Consider the following 19,267-nt stretch of genomic DNA (forward strand, 5'->3'; position numbering starts at 1 on the left):
AATCAATCGCCTATAGAATTGAACTATTTCAATTCAATGGTCATGACAGGATCCTGGCCGGACACGACACTGCCGGTCTGACCGTCAACCTTGGAAGCCACCTCATCCGCATTGGTCACAATAATCGGGGTAATCGTCGGATAACCTGCGGCTTGGATTGCAGCCATGTCGAATTCGATGAGCGTCTGACCCGACTTCACCTGATCGCCTGCTTGAACATGGCTTGTGAAACCTTCACCTTTCAAACCGACTGTATTAATCCCGATGTGGAATAAATACTGCAAACCGGTCGCCGGATCCTCCAGCATCACGGCATGCTTGGATTTGATGACATGCGCAACCGTCCCATCAAAAGGCGCAATTAATTTGCCTTCGGAAGGCTCGATGGCAATGCCTTGGCCCATATGACCAGCAGCAAATGCCTCATCGGGTACTTGTGATAAAGGCACAGCTTTACCCGACAATGGTGCTGTAAGTTGAATGGCAGTAGCTGTTTTTTTCTTTTTCCAACGATCAAACATATTAAGATTCCTCCCTGGGTTGATTCTTTTGCTGTAGCCGGCCTGTGAAGAGCCGATATAGATGCATCGCTAGAAAGCAAACCTCCGCTTCAGGTACTTTCTTGCCGAGTTCTTTCTCCATCATGCCTGCGAGGCGTGTAGCCAGACCATACTCATTCGTGAACTTGGAGCGGATCTGGTCCGCGAACGGATTATCCACATGGATTTCTTGATTCAACATACGGTCTACCGAGAACCTCAAATGCATCAGAAGACGGACATAGTCCATGCTTCCCCGGTCAAAAGCAACCTGCCGTTCCTCTTCAATATACCTTACCAGGCTTCCCACCACATTCGATGCCTTCACCAGATGGCCTACGGGCACATGGCTGACAGCTGAATACACATGATAGGTCAAAAAGCCGATCTCATCCTCCGGAACTTCGATATCGAAGGTCTGGCCGATCAATTCCGCTGCCTTGGCTGCGATATCATATTCTCTTGGGAAGCTGATCCGGGTTTCTTCAAGGAAAGGATTAATAATATCCATGCCTTTACGGATTCTGTATATCGTAAACTGGATATGGCTTGGAAGTGCCAGGTACACCTTGTCATTTAATGTGCCCGGAAATTCCTGTCCAATGATATTGAGTATCTGATCCGTGATCTCCATTACCAGTGGATCAAATTCTTCCAGCAGATGGTGAGCTTGACTCCACTGCTCCCGATCCTCCAGCCTGAAGAGCTTCTCAATCCGCTTATCATCCGAAGCGATCGTTCCGCCTGCTTTGGCGCCGAAGCCAATGCCTTTGCCTAAGATGACGTATTCCGATTCTTTCTTACCGCCGGTGACCATCACGACATTGTTACCAATAACACGTACGACTGTAAACAACTCGATCCCGCTCATAAACTTCCCCCTTTCCTTTAAGTTTAATCAGTGAAACGGCGAAGGATTCATGTCCATAGAAATGCTGCTATACTTATTCCCCAAAACATTAAAAAAGCCAAGAAAAGACCCCATGTGAAAGCTGTCTCTTCTTGGCTCATGCCCTGTTAAGGTAACACGCCGCTTTATGTTGCTGCTATGAATCCATCATAAAACAATTGGCTTGCATTCGTCAACTTACGACATCACAACATAATCCTAAGCTACCACCACAGGTAAAACATACGATTGATTCCCTTAATCCCCAATCCATTGTTGAAGCGTCTGGATCACTTCTTGGATATGAATGGGTTTGTGAAGATATCCATTCGCGCCGTCTGCAAGAAATTGATCCGTATCCCTCATCGTGTTGGAGCTCATCGCGATAATGGGAAGTTCCGCCCATTCCGGGTTCTCGCGAATCCGCTTCATCGTTTCGACTCCATCCATTTCCGGCATGACCATATCCAGCAGCACCGCATCGATGGTTTGATGTTTGTATAACATCTCCAAGCATTCAAACCCGTTCTGAGCAGTATGCACGGTCATCTGGAGTTTCTCTAGCACATTGGTCAAACCGTACACGTTCCGAATATCATCATCCACGATCAATACGGTTTTGAGCTCCAATCGGCTAGTTACTTCCATATCGAATGCCTCCATAGGGAGATCACTCCAACTGGCGTTGCTTGAAGTGGCAGCCACTTCAGGCAGCATAAACATACTTTCGCTGGTGCCATATTCCGTTAGCAGCGGTAAATATAAAACAAACGTGCTCCCGATTCCTTCCTCGCTCTCCACGGTAATATACCCGCCCAGCAGCTTCGCTAAATGCAGCGAGATGGATAAGCCGAGGCCCGTTCCCCCGAATCTTCTGGCGGTGGTCTCTTCGCCTTGCTGGAACGCTTCGAAGATCGGTTGAAGATGTTCTGCGGCAATCCCGATGCCTGTATCCTCAACGGAAAAAGCAATGACGTCGCCACTGATCACAAAATCCGAGGTAACAATCGAATTCATCTTCTTCACCCGTAATTTAACGCTGCCGCTCTCCGTGAACTTAATCGCATTCGAGAGCAAATTACGCAGAATTTGATGCAGCCGCATCCCATCGCTGTACATCATGTCTGGTAAATCGTTGGCCATCTCAATATCAAATTTCAGATTTTTGGATTCCGCGCTTTTGGAGAAATAGCCTTCCATCAGTTCTGGGAGCTCCGTCAAATTCACCAAGTCCATTTCGATCTGCATCTTTCCGGCCTCGACCTTGGACAGATCCAGAATATCATTGATTAAATTCAGCAATTCACTGCCTGAATTATGAATGACGGAAGCGTAATGCTGCTCTTCCTCTGTCAGGTTCCCCTGCTTGTTCTCAGCTAAAATCTGGGAAAGAATTAACATGCTGTTCAGCGGTGTCCGCAGTTCATGGGACATATTGGCCAGAAATTGAGACTTATATTTCGAACTCTTCTCCAGCTCTTTCGTGTATTTTTCCAATTCGCTGGCTGCAATTAAAGCGGCCTCCTTCTGGGCCCCTAAGCGTTCGTTCAGCATATGCATTTCTGCGGAATGGGTTTGCAGCTCCTCGGTCTGCGCCTGCAGTTCTTCGGTCTGACTCTGAAGCTCCTCATTCAGCGTTTGGGATTCATGATACAATTGCTGGATTTCCATTTTGCTTTGAATCGAGTTCAAGGTTACCCCAAGCTGAAAATTCAGTTGTTCGATCAGCTGAATTTCCAGCTCATCGAAGGGCTTGAACTTGGCCAATTCAATCACACCAAGAACTTGTCCTTCAAACATAACGGGCGCCAGCAGCAGCGTAGTAGGCTCAGCATCACCCAGCCCCGATTCAATCCGCACATAGTTAGGTGGGATATCGTCCAGAATAATCATTCGCTGCTCCAGCATGCATTGTCCCACCAAACCTTCACCAGGCAAAAAGCGATCTCTGACCTTGTTCCAAGGCTCGCCATCCGGATCGGCAAAAGCAGCTGCCTTTACCAGTTCCGATCCACCCCGGTTAATAAAAACGGCACCGTACGGCAGCTTCATAATTAAAGCCAGCTTATGGATGAAAAACTGTACGGCCGTCTCCACGCGATCGGACGATTGAAGAAGCGTTGACATAACCGAAATATGATCCTTGGCCCAGTTCTGTCTGCCGACCTGTGCAAGAAGCTCGTTGGTTGTGTCGGCCAACTGGCGGACCTCATCATTGGATCGCACCTGAATCCGTTGGGAGAGGTTACCGCCTTTGACAATATCAGAGATGATATGGGTTACCTGAGTGATCGGCCTTACGATGCTCTTCGATATCACCAAAGCCCCACATATGGTAATCAGCGCTGCCCCAGCCCACAGGAGATACATCGTATACAATAAATGGGTATTGCTATCCTTCATCTCTTCGATCCTGCTGGTTGTCAGTTCACGTTCCTTGCTTCTAAACGAAAGGAACAGCTCATGAATGGAGTTCATGGCTTGCTGGCCGGGATCGTTAATAAAGAAATGAAGAGCCTCCTCATCCTGTCCGAGCTGCTTCAATTGGACCGCAGGCTGGCCGGCGTTGGTGATCCACTCCTTGATATTCTCCTTGATATTTTCCAGATGATTGGCTTGCTCCGAATTATCGCTAACAAGCTTGTACAGCTTGTTATAGTTAATCTGCCAAGACGACAGCGCTTGGTTGAAAGGCTCCAGGTAGGTATCATCCCCCGTTATGACATAACCCCTCTGGCCAGTTTCCATCTCAAGTAAATTTTTCTCGATTTCGTGCGTAAGATTATGTACTTCGATATCATGCTTCTCTATAAAATCCGCCTCTTGCTGAAGTGAAGAGATGCGGTCTGATACAATCCAGAGAAAAGCTCCAAGACATAATAATATCATTAAATATCCGACTACAATCTTGCTGCGGATGTTGAATTTCAGGTTGTTAGACAAATGGCTAACCTCCCTTGTCATCGATCAGTCTAAGTCTGCTCCTATTCTCATAGTAATTGTTATGAAAATGGTTTACAAGCAAAACCAGTTTGGATGACATCAATGATTCTTTAGTCGTAGGCAGTCAGATTTATAAACCTTTGAGCATATGTTAGAGAGGGATGACGCTTGTACAACATAATAAGTTCTCATTCACAAAAAGGGAGGAGTCACTCATATGATGACCTTAAGCGCGATTGCGGGGATATGGCATTGACGAGGCATGTTTATCATTCCAGGAAACAGGCTGAGCGCATAACGGGCCTCGGAGTTGCGAATGTGTCGTCAATGGAGCTGCCCCTTCTTCAAGGCATGATGATGTCAGAAATTCACCTTGAACGCGGCAAGGGCCTTTCTCCCCATAGCCACCCGGACACGGACGAATTGTGTTATGTCATTCACGGAGAAATCAGCTATTCCCTGGTTGATCCGGATACTCATCAGAATCTTGTATATCAGCTAGTACCAGGCCAGGTGATACACGCCCCCATCGATTGGTGTCACTGGATAACAGCGCTAACCCCCGGAACGATCTTGCTATTGATCTATAACACCGAGCATCCACACCAAATGGACATTGCGCCGGTCTGGGCCTATACCCTCATGGGTTCAGAAACGTTGCAATGCAATGGCACGAACATGAAACCTCATTCGAAGGCGCTTGTTGCACCTGTCCCGCTACACAAAAAGATAGAGAGTGACGCTTCGGACCGGCCTCTGCCGGCGCCACCCTTACTCATAACCGGGCACCCAAACAACAAAACCACACGCAGCCGGTGATCGGCCATGTGTGGTTGTTGTTATAGGGACACTTCTTATGTAATGATTTCGCTCGCAACGTATAACATCAATCAATATAAAATCTTTGTTCAGGACGGATCTGCTTCTTAAGCAAACGCAAGTCGGCTTCAAGCTTCGCCACCGTCTCTTCAATCTCTTCCGGATTCAGTGCCGGGCGTTCTGCTTCCGGCTTAACGCCAGCCCTAAGATCGCGAATCGTGATTTGCTGCTCCTGCCATTTATCCATAAGATCGGAGATGGTGGCATAAAACCGCTCATAATCCTGAATCACTTCATCCAGAAAGGAATCCACTTCCTCCTGATCGTAACCCCGCAGTTTATTCGAAAAATTCTTTTCATGGATAGACAAAGCGTCCAGTTGAATGCCTAGTTGCCGAAATAGCTTTTTCTGTTTATCCAATCGGCGTTTCATGTGTTCATCCATAATGATTTACCTCCAAATATTGGTGCAGCCCTACTTTTTTAGCCTTCTCTCTCTATCTTTGTTTATATCATATTAAGCACCGGGATTAAAACACTCCGGGGCTTTTTTGGAGAATGTTCCAAAAACGATAGGCTGCCGTTCCCATGATTCATGTGATTGTTACCAATCGATTTCGGGTATTGATTTTACATAAGAAGCTTTATTTGTACTTAGCGAAAGAGAGGAGCGACTTTTATATGACGACGATGACGAAACAACAATACAGTGAACTTAAACGACGGTTGCTCAGTGATAAAGAACGATTGGAAGAACAATTGAAGTCCGGCGATGAAACCAACAGGGACCATTCCCTTCGGGACTCCACGGGAGAACTAAGCGCAGCAGATAACCATCCCGCAGACGTAGGGACCGAGGTTTTCGAACGCGGACGGGACCTGGCCATTCAGGAGACGCTTGATCATGAATTGGAGCAGATCGTGTCTGCCTTGCAGCGAATGGACCAGGGCGAATACGGAACCTGTGCCGAGTGCGGCCTAGAAATTCCGTACGAGCGGCTGGAAGCTTTGCCTTATACGGCCTATTGTCTCGAACATACGCCGCGGAAAGATATCAACGACAACCGGCCGGTTGAAGAAGATGTCATGACCCCGCCCCCTTCCGGAGCTGGCGTCAACCGCCAAGAGGCCGACGGTAAATTTGATGACGCTGGCGCGTGGGACGCCGTTGAGGATTACGGAACGTCGACTTCGCCCGGCATGTCCATTAAACCCGGACAAGACGATTATAAGAAGAATGTATGAATTGATTTTGCAAAATAGACGGGAAAGCTGGTACCTGACCTTGAGGTACCAGCTTTATTTGCGTGATCAAGATTCTCTATGAGTCCGAACATTGGAAGCAAAAAACTCATATTCGTCGTAACCTTCCCCGCGTTTCTTTTTATAAGGGGTCAGCATTTTATCCAGCTCAACAAAAAACTCACGCGCTTCATCTTCGCTCATATACAAGGTGGTATTGGTTAACATGGACGTTGTTTCGCCATCTTGACTCATATTTTTGAAGAAACGGTCTCTATTCTGGTCAAACAGCTCGGATAATAATTTGTTCGTTTCAGATCGAATTAATTCCTTAATGACCGGCTCGTCGGAATCTGCCCCGCGTTTGATCTTTACCGTCCCGACAAAAGGCTCATAATATTTAGCAATGATTCCGTTGATCTCCTTCGTGGATACGATCTTGACCAGTCCGATTCGCTCCAGCTTTTTCATATGATAATGAACTTTAGCAGGCACATCCCCGATCTTGTCCGCGACTTCCTTTACCGTTGCCGGACGGTCCATCTTATTCAATACATTCAAAATCTGGAGCCGATATGGATCTGAATATATTTTGATCTCTTCCAGTGTAGTCAGTTCCTTCGTTTCCACACCGTACACCTCAGCTTCATGTTATTTTTCGCTTCTTTTCATTATAGGCCGAGAATGTCGAAATTACAAAACGCGAAGGATTAAATGGCACGGAAACCCTTCTTCCGAAAGAGGAATATAACGGGTAGCATCATGATGAATCCCATGATCGAATACATAATGGGAGGGGATTGATGCTCCGCTACGAATCCAGTAATCAAGCTTCCCACAGGTATGGCAGCCGTGCAAGCTACCGTCATCAGAGCACCTATTCTGCCAAGCATATGCCTAGGCGTTACTTCCATCAGATATGTGGAGATGGGGGCATTCAGCATGGAGACGGCAAAACCGGTAATGAACATGCAAACCGCCGCAGACTCCACGCGCCATGCAGGCAGATGCCCTGGAATCCCTAATGCAAAATAACCGATTCCGAGCAGAATAGACCCTGACATGATCAGCGTGCTCTTTTTGAAGCTCTTCCCATAACGTCCAATCCATAGCCCGCTGCAAATCATGCCGATCAGGAGGGCCGTTCCTAATACGCTCAGCCCCCCGGCTCCGGCACCCAAGGTCTCCTTGACGTAGACGGGCTGCAGTACATTCAGGGGGGCCAAGCAGAAATTATTGATCATGGCGAGCACGGTTGTTATGAGGAGCAGCGTGTGCTGCTTCACAAAAAGAAGAGCTTCTTTAATATCGCCGAAGACCGTTTTATTCATCTCTGTCTCCGGCCGTGCGGAGGCCTCCTTGGCCTCAGCCTGTTCGGCTGCCTCTGGATTCGGCATAAAAGCGATAATCGTGGCGGCAATGAGAAATGTTACGGCATCCATCAGGATCGTTCCCGAAATTCCGATCAGAGCGATAAGGGCTCCGGCGATGGATAAACCGATTAATTCTGCGCTCCGACTTACGGAAGTTGAGAAAGAATTGCCTGCAAGCAGTTTATCCTTGGGCAGCAACCGGGGGACGATGGAGGTCTCGGCGGGTCTGGAGAAGCATTCCAGGGTTGAATTTAGAAACGTGAACAGGAACAAATGCCAGACTTCAAGAGAACCCACAGCGTACAGAAAAGCTGTTATCGAAACCACAATGCCGCGGCTGAGATAGGTTAAGGCAAGCACTAGTTTCTTCGGCCAGCGGTCTACATAGGTCCCGGTAAACAAACTAAAAAGTAACCCAGGCAGAAAATTAAAGGCGAACAATGTACCCATTAATAGTTCTGAACCTGTGAGCATATAGACCATCCAGCTGTAAGCGATGGAATCCAGGGAATCCCCGAATCGGGTAATGGCCTGGGCAGATAAATAAATCAGGTAGGGACGGATTTTCAAGAGCTGACCAAATCCTTGCTTTTCTAAAACAGCGGCATTTTGCATGGTTTCCTACTCCTCTTCGTTAAATGGATAACAACATTAAACTTTTTCAACCCATTAAAATAATATTTACGTTAAAATTATTTTATCGTTAAGTTTATTTTAATGATTTCGAAGAGGAATGCAATAGGTAAAAAAAAATAAACCGCCATGTTGGCGATTTATTTGGTCTAACGGATATTTTGACCGAGTTGCATCTTTATTTAATGACCACTCGCGATGAGGATCTGGCTGCTTGAAGACACGCTTCAATGGCTCTGACATTGCTGATGGCATCTTCCGGACCATATGGCAGCGGCGTGCCGTCCATCACGGCTGCTGCCATAGCATCCGCTTGCAGTGCAAAGTGGTTGTATATCCCTACCTTCTCCTCACGGGATCCCTTAGCCGTATGAACGCAGATCTGGGCCATGTCCTCCATCCTCTCCCATCCAAAGGCTGAAGGAAGCTCAATCCTGCCATCGGTTCCCGCGATCTCTAAAGAGCATCGGGAATATGTCCACATCCCGCACTCAAAGGTAAGCCCCAGTCCATCTTCAAATTCCACCATTCCGTGGACCATCATGTCCACTCCGTCATGCTCCTCAGAAAAAAAAGCATGGGCCGTTACAGCCTTGGGCTCCTGCCCATAAATCATTCGCGCCGCCGAGATGGGATAGCATCCCACGTCATAGATTGAGCCTCCGCCCATATCCTTGCTGTAACGAACATTGCTTTTATCCTCCGCATTGTTGAAGGTGAACGATCCGTGAATTCCGCGAAGCTGGCCGATTTCGCCGCTTTCGATGATTTTGCGTACACGTGCGTGTTTCGGATGATATCGGTACATAAAGGCTTCGGCAAACAGCACGTTGTGTGCTTTAGCAGCCTCAGCCATTTCACGGACATCCGCTTCGGTCAGGGCTGCCGGTTTTTCGCATAGGATATGCTTGCCAGCTTGTGCCGCTTTGATGGTCCAAGGTTTATGCAGGTGATTCGGCAATGGAATATATACCGCATCGATGTCGGGGTCCTCCAGAAGCTCGTCATAGGATCCATAGTATTTCCCGATATGATATCGCTCGGCAAGCTCACTAGCTTTTTCTGCATTGCGGCTAGCGACCGCCCCGACTTCACAGCGTTCCGATTTCAATATGCCTGGTATCATTGAATTTCTTGCAATCCGAGCAGTACTCATAATTCCAAAGCGCAGTTTCTTGCTCACGAGGTCATTCCTCCTTTGGCTGCATTCCATTCCGATGGTTTTTTAAAAATTATCGTTTACCGCTTTATGAAGGATCCCCAAACATCGATCCAAATCTGTTTTAACCTGTTTTTTGTAGAGTTTAGCTTTCTCGGCACCATCATCGGTAAAATGATAAAGAACGATTTCTTGAAAATCGACCCGCGGATCATTCCCTTTCAGCTGCTTGGTACGGTATAGTACACCCTCCTGCACCAATTCATGCAGAGCCCGGTAAATTTCGCTTTGCGGCGGTGAATACCCATGGCTCTTGAATTCTTGCCGCAGTTCTTCCAGCATCTGATATCCGTATCCGCGCTGCTGCTCCACCATGGTAATGAGATATACTTTGATAAAAGCACGCTGGGCGATCATAAATGCCATCTGGACGCCTCCTCCTTCACGAGCTACTTGTCCCATAATATACCTAATTATAACCCACAGTTTCCCAGTTTGCACAATAGGAAGCATCCCCCTCTTTTTAAACCAAGAAGGCGTAGCTTGAAACGTTGTCGGGTGTTGGGTGAATAAGAGTGATGCAATGGCGTCTATGTTTTAATTGTTGTGAATTTTTCATATGTTGAAATTATATAGTATATGATTTTTCATCTGCTGTTTTTTGGGTTGTTGGCGTGGATCGAAGGGTTGGTATCACAAAAAACCCACCCTCAAGGGTGGGTTTAATTCTTCACATCCCGGTGGATGTACCGGTTGTGGGGTGTGATTTGCCGTATGGACGAACACCGCCATTTTTTCTTGTTCCAGCGATTCCGACAAGCCACTTCCCGAACGGCAGCTTGACGAGCAAGCGTGTGGCACCGTAAGCCACGCCCACGCTGATGATCCATGAAGAGAGTATCCGAACCAGAGGGTGCATGCTGATCAGCAAAGATTCATCGACTGCATAGCTTATACGCAGTGTCAAAAGATGCATCAGGTAGGCACCATACGAATAGAGCCCAATGGAGGCAAGAAGCGCATTCGCTCCCGCCCCGGCATGACGACATATCCAGCCGGCCACATCGTACATGACCAATATAGAGCTAATCAGGAAAAGTGCCATCATCGGGCGAAGCAGTGATAAGGAATAGAACGTGATTGTGCCATTCGCAGCGGAACGAAGTTCATTAACGGCCTGCATGAGCATCCATCCGAACAAAAACGCGAAGATGAGCCATATAGCCGGCCGTGCCTTTTGCAGCCATTTTTCCCAAGAGTCATGGTATAAACCGGCGGCCGCACCCAGCGCAAAATAGAAGAAATAATAGAGTGCGTTCCGATCCGCGTAGGTTGTAAACAGCTCGCTCCATACCGGAATTTTCAAGCTTCCCATCCATTGGCCAATATCATTAATTATCCCTGTTAAACCCACGTACAATAACCCGGATAAAATCAATATCGTAAGCTGCGTCTGCCAGCCCCATCGTTCCTTCACTCCCAATATCGCGGAGCGGAACAGGGGGTACAGCAAATAAAATTGAAATAACATAATAATATACCAAAAATGCGAGCTCGATTTCCCGCTTAACCATACTTCCCCAAGATACTTCCAATCCTCAATGACAGCGGGATTAAATTTATGATTGATCAATAAAGTAATCAAGGTCCAAACCGCAAATGGAACGTAGATGTCACCAAAACGCCTCTTGATAAACCCTCCGTAATGCAGTTGACCTTTATCGTTATAGAACAGCACCATGCCGGTAATAAAAATAAAGACGGGCACAGCAAATTTCGTCGCCATCAGAAGAACTGCCATCATCAAACCATCACCTGTCGTCATTCCCGGCGCGACAGAATAATGCGCAATGGAGTGCTGTAAGACCACGGCTAGAAAAGCAATTCCCCGCAGGCGCTCGATTTCCGGTATTCTTTCTTTGGGCATACTGCTCCCCCTTCGTCTGACTTCGTGTGAACACCCCTCATTGTAAGGGAGACTGCCCTTGATCGGGTAATCCAATTATTTACTGATGCTAATGTTATAAGCAAAATGAAGTATGATCTATATGGTTATGTATCTTAAGAAACACATCAATCAAAAGTACCTTAACAGAAGACAGAACGTGGTTGATATCTATAAAAAAACCGGCTCCATTCGGAACCGGTTGATGTTTCCTTACAGCAGCGTAGTCCCTCGCGGCGGAAGCGTGTCGTCTCGATCCAGATCTACCGCTCCGGCACGGCCCTCGTTTCTGTAATCATAATCGCGGAATATATCGTAGATGCCTGTATTTTCTTGATCAGCATCAACCAAAACCAGAATCCGTCCTTGCTCGATATGAGACTCGTACTCTTTCGCCTCGTCTTCCGGAATGCCAAGGCCGATAAAACCACCGACCAACCCGCCGGCTCCCGCACCGACTGCTGCGCCGGTAAGCGTCGCTGCTATAGGTCCTGCGGCAAGAATCGGGCCGATGCCGGGAATAGCCAAAGCCCCAAGTCCTGCCAGCAAACCTGCCGTACCTCCGAGTATGCCGCCTGTTGCTGCACCTGCAGCTACCCCTTCAGGCGCCATCGTCCCCGTCTGCTCGGCAATCATATCTGCTTCGCGTTTATCCTTCGCTATAATGGAAATGGCATCGTTCGGAATCCCATGCCGTTGAAGCTGCTCGATGGCTTGAGCCGCTTCCTGTTCCGAACGGAATACTCCAACAATTTTCTTCTCCATGATAAACCCTCCTTATCGGTGGTCGTTCCTATTTAACATTACCCGACGGAGGGGGAAATTAAACGTGACACTGCTGTGTTAAGCCTTGGGCCGGGTCCGATGGGTTGCAGTCGCCTCCATGGGATCATCAGGCCAATAATGTTTAGGGTATCTCCCCTTTAAGTCTTTTTTCACCTCGAAATAGCCGCTGCGCCAGAAACTGGATAGATCCGAGGTCACCTGAACGGGCCTTTGGGCGGGTGACAACAAATGCAAGGTCAAAGCAACCCGACCCTCGGCAATCCGCGGCGTATCCTGGAGTCCGAACATCTCCTGCAGGCGGACAGCCAGGAACGGTTGTTCAGGGTCACTGTAGTTAACTGGGATCAAGGACCCGCTCGGCACCCTGATATGAGTCGGCGCTTCCTTCTGAAGCTGCTGCTTTTGCTCCCAGCTAAGCATATGCTCCAAGAGCGTTCCCGGAGCAAGACGTCTTATATCATTTCGATTCCGCAGCCCTTCCAAATAAGGGAGCAGCCACTCCTCCGCTTGATTCAGCAGGCCCTCGTCCGAAACATCTGGCCAATTTCCCTCGGGATCATGCCGGAACATAAAGGCCAGCCGCTCTCTCAGCTGCAATGCTGCCTTGCTCCACTGCAACAATCCAAGGCCCTCCTGCCTGATCCCTTGCAGCAGGGCTAGCGCTATTTCCTCCCCAGTCGGATTCGAATAGGCTTGTTCCTTGATAACGAGGGCTCCAAGCATCAGCTTCTGCCTCGCCCTGATGCTGCCGGAAGCAGAATCCCATACGACCTCTTTACGCTGTTCCATCTCGTCAAAATAATACTTATCAAGCCATAATTCATCCATTTCAGATGCAAGCTGAATATTCCCGTCTGCGCCTTGATCATCAACGGCAGCGACCACAATATACTGGGCACGGCTCATAGGCTGAACCGACACCAATTTCACGCCTCTGCCGCTGCGCATCAGGAACCCGCTTCCTCCCCTGTTCTTCGCAATCCGTTCCGGGTAGGCAAACGACAGTAATAGGCCGCAGAAATTCAGGTTCCCGCTTATCGTATATGCGACATTTAGCTGTGTATGCAGTTTCCTGATCTCTTGTTTCATCCGCTGGAGCACGGCTTCACTTGTCATGTCTTGCTCAGCCGATCGCTGACCCTGGCGCTCAAACAAGAGTAGACGTTCCACACGTGATCGCAAATCCTGATCCCGTATGGCCTCACCTCTGCTCATGATATCACGCTCCTGAAGCAGTACAGCGATTCGGATGGCCAGTGACGCCTCACCTATTTCTTGTGCCCTTATCAGCATATGAGCCAGCCTCGGATGGAGCCCAAGCAGGGCCATCTCACGGCCATGCTGGGTGATACTTCCCGAATCATCCAGAGCCGACAGCTGCCTCAATAAAGCTTGTCCTTGCGTAAGAGCTGGTCGCGGCGGCGCATCCAGCCAGGCAAGCTGCTCCGGATCACGCGTCCCCCATACCGCCAATTCCAAGGCCAGCGGCGTCAGGTCGGATTCACGGATCGCCGGAATGGTGCTTTCCGGCAGATGGCGATGCTCTTCCTCACTCCATAAGCGATAACATACACCAGCCGATACACGTCCGGCCCTTCCCCTTCTCTGATCCGCGGATGCCCGGGATAACCGTCTCGTAATCAATTGCGGCAGTCCCGTTCTCGGCGAGAACACCTCCGTGCGCATATAACCGCTGTCAACGACGGTCTTGATTCCCTCGATCGTAATACTGCTCTCGGCAATGCTTGTAGAGAGTACAATTTTACGCCTGCCGTTCGAATCGCGTCTGATTGCGTCATCCTGCTTCTCCGCTGGAAGCGCGCTGTATAACTCCCGAATGACGACATCTTGGCTTAAACCCGTTCTTAATAATTCGTTAGCGGTTTTCCTGATTTCACGGGCTCCCGGTAAAAATACAAGGATATCGCCTTGCTGTTCGGAAAGTGCCCGCAAGATGGCATTCGCCGCACCTTTATGCAACTCGTCGAGAGAGAATGAGCGTAAATAGTGAGTAGATACTGGAAAAGCACGCCCTTCGCTAACGATGACCGGTGCGTCGCCAAGAAGCCTCGCGACTGGCTCAGCCTCAAGGGTAGCAGACATGACGAGCAGCCTTAAGTCTTCCCGCAGCACCGACTGGGATTCCATCGCAAAAGCCAGGCCGGTATCGGCCTGTAAATTTCGTTCATGGAATTCGTCGAATATAATCATACCGATGCCGGTTAATTCCGGATCATCCTGCAGCATGCGCGTCAGGATGCCTTCCGTCACGACTTCGATCCGAGTGTTCTGACCGATCTTGCTGTCCATTCGGACGCGATAACCGATCGTCTCACCAACGGCCTCTCCCAAAGAGGATGCCATATAACTCGCGGCCGAGCGCGCTGCAATTCTTCTGGGCTCCAGCATGATGATCCGCTTGCCTTCCAGCCAGCTTTCATTCAAAAATGCTAAGGGCACCTGGGTCGTCTTCCCTGCACCCGGTTCAGCAATCAAAACCGCATGGGTTCCAGTAGATAAAGCCATTTTCAATTGTGGAAGTATGCGGTGAATCGGTAATTCAGTCATGGATACATCTCCGTTATCCTATCAAATATCAATATAATCCCTTAATTATATAAAACAGCTGATGTACGTCAAGGGGAGCTGCTTGTGCCACGGCTGGAAAGTATCGATATAATTGCGATACAATATGAATATCATTCCCATGTAAACATAAACATCAAGATTCATGTAGTCGGAAGGTGAAATGTATGGAGTTGCACGCCACATTTCGCGGCCGCTTTGCCCCTACGCCATCAGGAAAGATGCACATCGGCAATGCGTTGACCGCTTTACTTGGATGGCTGCAAATCAGGAGTATGGACGGACAATATATACTCCGTATAGAAGATATCGATGTGCAGCGTTCTCGCCAGGAGCTTGCCGTGGAGATGATGAGAGATCTGGAATGGCTCGGCTTGGATTGGGATGAAGGTCCCGGTCTTGCCGGGGCCTACGGACCTTATCATCAGGCGGCACGCCAAGCGTTATACGAACGGGAAATCACAAAGCTGAAGGAATCGAATAAACTGTACCCCTGCTATTGCAGTCGGGCCGACATAACGGCTGCAGCCAGCGCACCGCACGGCATTGCATCGGAAGGCCTACGCTACCCGGGAACTTGTAGAGATTTATCTCGGGAGGAAGCGGCGCTTAGAGCGCTTCATAAGAAGCCTTCGCTGCGGATGAAGGTACCGCAAACCAACGTTTCCTTTGTTGATGGCATCGCCGGAGAGCAGTCCTATCGGCTATCCGATGGGGGAGACTTTGTGGTTCGCAGAGCAGACGATATCATCTCCTATCAACTCGCGGTGGTCGTTGATGATGCGTTAATGGGCATAACCCATGTACTTCGAGGAGCCGATCTGCTAGACTCCACCCCACGTCAGCTTCTCTTATACCAAGCGTTGGGCTACAAGCCGCCACAGTTTGCGCATACCCCATTGATGGTAGATGCGGAAGGCAGAAGGCTCGCCAAGAGAACCCGCGGACTTAGCCTCTCATTTCTTCGCGGCCAGGGCATCATGCCCGAGCGCATCATCGGCTGGCTGGCTTGGACCGTCGGTCTCCTGGAACATCCGGAATCCGTTCGCCCTGCGGATCTAATTCCTGTTTTTGACTTATCAAAAGTACCTCCTGCCCCGATAAAAATAACGGATCATGTCAAACGTCAGCTGTTTGAATCCTGATTGCGATTCATCGAAATAAGGGATTCATGAGCAATATTCCAATTACGTTCCTTCGTATCCTGATAAACAATCAGCGCCAGCACTTTCATCCTCAAAAAGAGAAGAAAGGCTGGCGCTGTTCTGTTATTCCTCATGGGTTAATCGTTCCCTGACCTTGGACTCATACTGCGTAAACGCGCTATTCCCGCTAAGCCCCCGCTGTTCCATCAGCAATTGCAATCTAAGATGCTTTTCATTCAGCTTGCGTTGAAGCCGCTCCTGCTCACCGTCGTTCCGGGCAGCACCGAGCAAGTCATACAGCTGAACGCATTCCTTGCGAAGCGTAACTTCTTCAGGGACATAACCCGCATTTTTCATGATGCGGTAGGACATTCTCAGATCCTCCGGAATGTGTGAAAGATCGTCGATCGGAAGTTTCTTCCCGGCAAGAGGCAAATGATCGAGCTCTCCGTTGCGGATCGCTTCTTCGATCTTCTGCTCAGCCAATCTGGAAAAGATGCTCATGATTACCCAGCCTCCTCCTTTTTTCCTTCGTCCTCCTTATCATATAGCAGCGCCTTTTATATTCCAAGTTCTAAATGCAGGGAACCCTCAGGGTGTTTTTCCTGCTCCATTTACAAGAGCGATTCGGCTCCATCTATGAAGATTTGCGCCCCGGTAATATGTCTGGATTGATCGGAAGCGAGAAACGCCACCAAATCAGCCACCTCTTCAGGTGTACCCGGACCGTCTGACAGCGGCTGACTCCCCTCGGGATATTCCACCGGAATCACGATCTCCTCCAGATCTCCCTGTTTCTTCGTGCTTTGATCAATGTTGGTGGATATCGCGCCGGGACAGATGACATTCACCCTGATTTTGAATTTCGCCAGCTCCAACGCGGCCATCTTCGCAAAAGCCACCTGTCCCGCTTTAGTTGTGCTGTAGGCGCTCATCCCAAAGTTGGAGAAGGTTCGGGTGCCATTGACGGAGCTGGTAATGATAATGCTGCCCTGTCCCCGTTTCTTGAGATGCGGAATCGCATATTTGACCGTCAGAAACGTACCGTTCAAATTCACGTTCAGCGTCTTGGTCCATTCCTCCAGCTTCATTTCATCAATTGGCGTCATCACGCCGTTAATCCCTGCATTGGCGAATACGATATCGACGCCGCCAAAAATCTCCACTGTTTCGAGGACTGCCTTCTCTACCCGGTCAGGATCTGTGGTATCCACGTCAAAGGCTCTGGCGGAACCATCGCGAATCAAGTTGATCTCCGATTCCGCTTTATTCGTTCGGTCATCCAACAGATCGAATAAGGCAACATTTGCGCCTTCCTTTGCCAGCTGAATGGCCGCAGCCTTCCCAATGCCTGATCCGGCTCCGGTAATGATAGCTGTTCTCCCATGAAAACGTCCGTGTCCTTCATTCATTATTCACACGCTCCTTTTTATCGTAATCCGATATGCATTCATCTGTCACAAGATTACCCAAAAGGAGTTGTTTTATAATCAAGATTTCTAATTTTTTGAACAAAAAAGCCGGACCTTTGGGTCCGACTCAGCGTTTATCCTAAAAAACATTCTTAGAAACCTACCAAACAATCTCCAGAAAGGAAGCATCATCTTCCAGACCGTCGGTATGGCGAGCATTCATTAATACTTGCACTTCCTCATCGGGAATCGGCTCCTTCATGGGATCTAGGTCGTTGAGCCCATCGCTGTATAGCTGAAGCCGATATTCGGTCTCCGGGTCTAATTTGCACGAAAACACATGAGGACTGCCTCCGATCGGACCACTTCGGGAAGACCAGCGTTCCGACGTTCGGAAACGATCTCCGAATACCGAGGTGATCTCGTCTTCCTTGCGCCACAAGCGTACCCTGGAGTCACCCTGCCAGGCGAGCCACAACCTCCCTTTGCGACGAAAACCCGAAGAAAGCTCGATGCGACCGCAAATGTACATGGCTTCGCTTCCCTTGCGCTGCTTCTCTTCCAGTACTTCTCGAAGCAGCTTGGGCGTTTCGGAGCTCAGGGAATGAGTCCGCATTTCACGATCAGCTTCATGCGTAAGTTCTTTCAGTTTGCGTTCAAGCGATGCGGTTGTGAGTTCCTCAACCGTTTCCAGCCAGTTCATCAGCCCCTGACCTAACAGACGTGAGGCCACATCCCCTCGATAACTCAATCCGACACCATCACACAATACAAAATGGCACACATCTTCATTCATCTTTAATGCAATGAAATCCTGCCCCATCTCGGAGAGCATGACAGACTCTGCCGCTCTGCCATACGCATAACGACATGTGAACAAATCTTTAATCTTCGTAATCGGTTCTTCCACGGTCTGCTTGCTCTCATAATAAAACGATGCTGCTTGAGCCTTCCGCTTACGAATGCCCAACGATTCCATGCTTCTTGCGTATGATCGCTTCATCTTTGTGACCTCTCACCTTACCGGCGTGGCAGCTGACATCTGAAACCCGATGGACACCAGCTCAGAGCAAGTGCCTGGAAGCATCATCAAAGCTCCCGGGCTCAGTTGATAATCCGCCTCAAGCAGCATTTCTCGATAACTTTCGGGAAGAACGGAAGACATCATTTTAAGTTTGCGCGCATGTTCATCCTCAAGCGAAGTATCAGCCGAAATCCCTTTCCAGCGGCGTGGTTCGGATATCGGCTGATTCATCAGATGATCAGAAATGAAAATATTCTCCACGAGCACGTTACCGTCCGGAACGCTCATGTTCATGATGCGGCGGGCGATCGGTTCCGGATCCTCTCCCGTAGCCACGCCATCCGTCATATGGCACACGAGCGGCGCAGGACAATCCTGCATATTCGGAATCTCCGATTGCAGGATTTTCTCGGCCTGAAGGAACGCTTTCGCCGAATCGGAGAACCGCTTCGGCGTTAAATCCGGAAGCGAACCGATCGCCGCAATTTCGTCAATGCCCTTGATCCCGTTTAACAAATCATAGACATCATCGCTGTATGCAAGGATGGCAATCCGGTACCGAGGCGTCAGCCGATTGCCCTTGGTGGAGCGAAACACCATTTGCCGAATGGCCAAGGACAATGCTTCGTAAACGACGTCGATCCGCCTACGGTCCTCCATCAGCATATTCATGGACGCGCTGATATCAATCAGATATATAATGAGCGCTGGCGTGCGCTGTGATGCTTGAATGGTATAGTTCATCGTGAATAACATTCACCCCTGCATTTTC

The 19,267-nt window shown here is 49.0% G+C and carries 18 protein-coding genes; 3 read left to right on the plus strand and 15 right to left on the minus strand.

Features of this window, described 5'->3' with window-relative positions; translation table 11 throughout:
• Positions 1-23: 23 nt before the first annotated feature.
• The 3 genes from PLA01S_RS11880 to PLA01S_RS11890 all read right to left on the minus strand — a co-directional run bounded on the left by PLA01S_RS11880 (position 24) and on the right by PLA01S_RS11890 (position 4,371).
• Positions 24-521, minus strand: coding sequence for a PTS sugar transporter subunit IIA (locus PLA01S_RS11880; RefSeq protein ID WP_100537960.1), 498 nt, complete (start codon positions 519-521; stop codon positions 24-26).
• 1 nt (position 522) lies between these two features.
• Positions 523-1,410 (minus strand): PRD domain-containing protein, encoded by an 888-nt coding sequence (locus PLA01S_RS11885; RefSeq protein WP_127592413.1) that lies wholly within the window; start codon positions 1,408-1,410, stop codon positions 523-525.
• Between the two features lie 276 nt (positions 1,411-1,686).
• On the minus strand, positions 1,687-4,371 hold the full coding sequence (locus PLA01S_RS11890) for a CHASE3 domain-containing protein (protein WP_127592414.1): 2,685 nt from the start codon (positions 4,369-4,371) through the stop codon (positions 1,687-1,689).
• A 357-nt stretch (positions 4,372-4,728) separates the two neighbouring features.
• On the opposite strand from PLA01S_RS11890, the gene PLA01S_RS11895 reads away from it, so the two are divergent.
• Entirely contained in the window at positions 4,729-5,190 is a 462-nt protein-coding gene (locus PLA01S_RS11895) for a cupin domain-containing protein (protein ID WP_246059465.1), read from the plus strand.
• Between the two features lie 67 nt (positions 5,191-5,257).
• Here the strand turns inward: PLA01S_RS11895 and PLA01S_RS11900 are convergent, their stop codons facing one another.
• The gene (locus PLA01S_RS11900) at positions 5,258-5,635 is read right to left on the minus strand and encodes a DivIVA domain-containing protein (protein ID WP_009590687.1); all 378 of its coding nucleotides are present in this window, start codon (positions 5,633-5,635) and stop codon (positions 5,258-5,260) included.
• Between the two features lie 236 nt (positions 5,636-5,871).
• On the opposite strand from PLA01S_RS11900, the gene PLA01S_RS11905 reads away from it, so the two are divergent.
• On the plus strand, positions 5,872-6,435 hold the full coding sequence (locus PLA01S_RS11905) for a TraR/DksA C4-type zinc finger protein (protein ID WP_127592416.1): 564 nt from the start codon (positions 5,872-5,874) through the stop codon (positions 6,433-6,435).
• Positions 6,436-6,501: 66 nt separating this feature from the next.
• Here the strand turns inward: PLA01S_RS11905 and PLA01S_RS11910 are convergent, their stop codons facing one another.
• The 7 genes from PLA01S_RS11910 to hrpB form a co-directional block, all read right to left on the minus strand.
• Positions 6,502-7,062 carry a winged helix-turn-helix domain-containing protein gene (locus PLA01S_RS11910; RefSeq protein WP_100537964.1) on the minus strand — a complete coding sequence of 187 codons (561 nt, stop codon included), beginning with the start codon at positions 7,060-7,062 and terminating at the stop codon, positions 6,502-6,504.
• Between the two features lie 80 nt (positions 7,063-7,142).
• Positions 7,143-8,420 carry an MFS transporter gene (locus PLA01S_RS11915; RefSeq protein ID WP_127592417.1) on the minus strand — a complete coding sequence of 426 codons (1,278 nt, stop codon included), beginning with the start codon at positions 8,418-8,420 and terminating at the stop codon, positions 7,143-7,145.
• Between the two features lie 196 nt (positions 8,421-8,616).
• Positions 8,617-9,621: a Gfo/Idh/MocA family protein gene (locus PLA01S_RS11920; RefSeq protein ID WP_127592418.1), complete on the minus strand. Its 1,005-nt coding sequence runs from the start codon at positions 9,619-9,621 to the stop codon at positions 8,617-8,619.
• Between the two features lie 42 nt (positions 9,622-9,663).
• On the minus strand, positions 9,664-10,023 hold the full coding sequence (locus tag PLA01S_RS11925) for a replication termination protein (protein ID WP_071220214.1): 360 nt from the start codon (positions 10,021-10,023) through the stop codon (positions 9,664-9,666).
• Positions 10,024-10,327: 304 nt separating this feature from the next.
• Positions 10,328-11,524: an acyltransferase gene (locus PLA01S_RS11930; RefSeq protein ID WP_127592419.1), complete on the minus strand. Its 1,197-nt coding sequence runs from the start codon at positions 11,522-11,524 to the stop codon at positions 10,328-10,330.
• A gap of 231 nt (positions 11,525-11,755) precedes the next feature.
• On the minus strand, positions 11,756-12,307 hold the full coding sequence (locus PLA01S_RS11935) for a general stress protein (RefSeq protein ID WP_127592420.1): 552 nt from the start codon (positions 12,305-12,307) through the stop codon (positions 11,756-11,758).
• Between the two features lie 78 nt (positions 12,308-12,385).
• Positions 12,386-14,896, minus strand: a complete 2,511-nt coding sequence (hrpB, locus tag PLA01S_RS11940) for an ATP-dependent helicase HrpB (RefSeq protein WP_127592421.1) — start codon at positions 14,894-14,896, stop codon at positions 12,386-12,388.
• A 185-nt stretch (positions 14,897-15,081) separates the two neighbouring features.
• Here hrpB and gluQRS point away from each other — a divergent pair, with 185 nt between their 5' ends.
• A complete protein-coding gene (gene gluQRS / locus PLA01S_RS11945) occupies positions 15,082-16,059 on the plus strand; it encodes a tRNA glutamyl-Q(34) synthetase GluQRS (protein ID WP_127592422.1) in 978 nt (325 codons plus the stop codon).
• 123 nt (positions 16,060-16,182) lie between these two features.
• Here gluQRS and PLA01S_RS11950 read toward each other — a convergent pair whose 3' ends face one another.
• From PLA01S_RS11950 to PLA01S_RS11965, 4 genes are all read right to left on the minus strand, one after another.
• Entirely contained in the window at positions 16,183-16,563 is a 381-nt protein-coding gene (locus tag PLA01S_RS11950) for a DnaJ family domain-containing protein (protein ID WP_127592423.1), read from the minus strand.
• A gap of 110 nt (positions 16,564-16,673) precedes the next feature.
• Positions 16,674-17,471, minus strand: a complete 798-nt coding sequence (locus PLA01S_RS11955) for an SDR family oxidoreductase (protein ID WP_100537972.1) — start codon at positions 17,469-17,471, stop codon at positions 16,674-16,676.
• Positions 17,472-17,631: 160 nt separating this feature from the next.
• Positions 17,632-18,474 (minus strand): hypothetical protein, encoded by an 843-nt coding sequence (locus PLA01S_RS11960; protein ID WP_127592424.1) that lies wholly within the window; start codon positions 18,472-18,474, stop codon positions 17,632-17,634.
• A 12-nt stretch (positions 18,475-18,486) separates the two neighbouring features.
• Entirely contained in the window at positions 18,487-19,239 is a 753-nt protein-coding gene (locus PLA01S_RS11965; protein WP_127592425.1) for a vWA domain-containing protein, read from the minus strand.
• Between the last annotated feature and the right edge of the window lie 28 nt (positions 19,240-19,267).

It is taken from the genome of Paenibacillus lautus NBRC 15380 (assembly GCF_004000945.1).
GTDB classification, from domain to species: Bacteria; Bacillota; Bacilli; order Paenibacillales; family Paenibacillaceae; genus Paenibacillus_AQ; species Paenibacillus_AQ lautus.